1 protein-coding gene and 1 pseudogene are annotated in these 1,680 nt (G+C 75.7%); both read left to right on the top strand.

The annotated features are described in order from the left end of the window. Positions 1-282 precede the first annotated feature (282 nt). Positions 283-1,134 (top strand): hypothetical protein, encoded by an 852-nt coding sequence (locus AB0O00_RS38165; RefSeq protein WP_363659281.1) that lies wholly within the window; start codon positions 283-285, stop codon positions 1,132-1,134. Positions 1,135-1,345: 211 nt separating this feature from the next. After that, positions 1,346-1,680, top strand: a pseudogene (locus AB0O00_RS38160) (hypothetical protein); the annotation flags it as partial.

The following is a 1,680-nucleotide window of genomic DNA, read 5'->3' as shown; positions in this document are numbered from 1 at the left end:
CTCCTGACGGCGCACGCGGACGCGATCACGCTCGTCGAGTGCGCCGACGTCGCCGTCCCCGACGACCTCGACACCCCGGCCGACCTGGCCCGGTGGTCCGCCGGCTGACCACCCGTCCGCTCCGCCCCACCCACCCGCGCCGCCCCACCGCGCGCTGCGCACACCGACCGGCCCCACACCCCTGATCTCTCCCTGAGGATTGCCCCATTCCGCGCCCATCGGCCCCGGTTTCAGGGAGCATGGAGGGGTCCTCCCACCCGACTCGAACGGACGGAGCCCGAGATGGCCGGACTGCCCGACGACTTCACCGGACACGACCCCGCGCGCCACGGGCCGGGGGCGGGCGGTGGCGGCCGGGCGATCCGCTGCCCCGCCTGCCGCCGCGAACACCTCTACGAACCGCCGTCGCTGCCCTGTCCCTGCGGCGCCTCGCTGAAGGTGCCCCTGCTGCGCGGCGGCGTGCCCGTCCAGGTGCGGTTCCGCTCCTGGGAGGACTCCTGGCTGAGCATGCGCTGCCCGCACTGCGGCCGCTCCGACCAGTGGCCGCAGCCCGAGTTCACCTGCAACTGCGGCGCCACCGTCCGCCTGCCGGTGGACCGCACCACCCGCCTCGGCGGCGGCACCGCCGCCCCGCTCGGCGGCACCGGGCCACAGCCCGCCCGCCCGCACCCGGCCCACCCGATGAACACCCCGGTGCCCGCCCCGCCCGGCGGCAGCGGCGGCCAGCCCAAGCCGTTCCGCCACCGCGCCCCGTTCCGCCCGCACCCCGTGCGCACCTCCCAGGACGCCGTGTTCACCGCCGCCCGCTACCTGGAGTGGCTCGGCTTCGACGACCTGGAGCTGACGGAGGCCCAGGAGCGCGACGGCGTCACCCTGCTGGGCAGCCGGATGGTCGCCCAGGTCGACACCTGGACCGAGCCGGCCGACGTCAAGTCGGTGGAGTGCCTGTGGCTGCAGACCCTGCACGCCGAGGAGATGGCCGCCGCGATGTTCACCCTCGCGGGCTATTCCCACCAGGCCACCGTGCGCGGCGAGCAACTGCTGGTCGCCCTGTTCAGCCTGGACCTCGCCGGCGTCCCGCAGCCCGCCAACGGCGCCGCCGAGGCCCTGATGGAGACCGGCTGGACCTCCTGACCCCGCGCGCCCCACTAGATCAATTCCGCCGCGGACGCAACAACCTGCGCTCGTGATCTGGTGCACAAGCTCACCCCCGTGTTGAATTGCCGCCACAGCGCGGGCCCTCGGCCCTGTCGCCGAACTCCCGTCGTCCGCCCGGCAGGCGGGAGTTCGGCGACAGGGCCGTTGGGGCGGACCCGTGCCCATGCTGGATGGCGCACACAAGGAGGTGGCGTTGTCGGAGCACGGATGGGGCCCGGGCGGCCCGGACGGGCGGGGGCGGGCGGCGCCGGAGGAGCCGGGGGACACCGTGTGGCGGTTGCGCTCCCGGGGGTGCTGGCAGGACGCCGCCGACGTGCTGCGGCCGGCCGCCGAACACGACCCGGAGCTCGCCCTCGGGCGCGCCGAACTCCTCATCGAGCGCTGCCTGTTCACCGCAGCGCACTGGACCCAGGCGGAGCAGGCGCTGCGCCTCGCCGAGGCCGTCGTGACCACCACCGAGCAGCGCGCGGCCGCCGCCTGCGCCCGCGGCTTCCTGGCGTACCTCGCCAGCGTGCTCGGCCC

It is taken from the genome of Kitasatospora sp. NPDC093558 (assembly GCF_040683475.1).
Lineage (GTDB): Bacteria > Actinomycetota > Actinomycetes > Streptomycetales > Streptomycetaceae > Kitasatospora.
The sequence above is the reverse complement of the archived record's forward strand: the minus strand, read 5'-3'. Positions and strand labels throughout refer to the sequence as shown.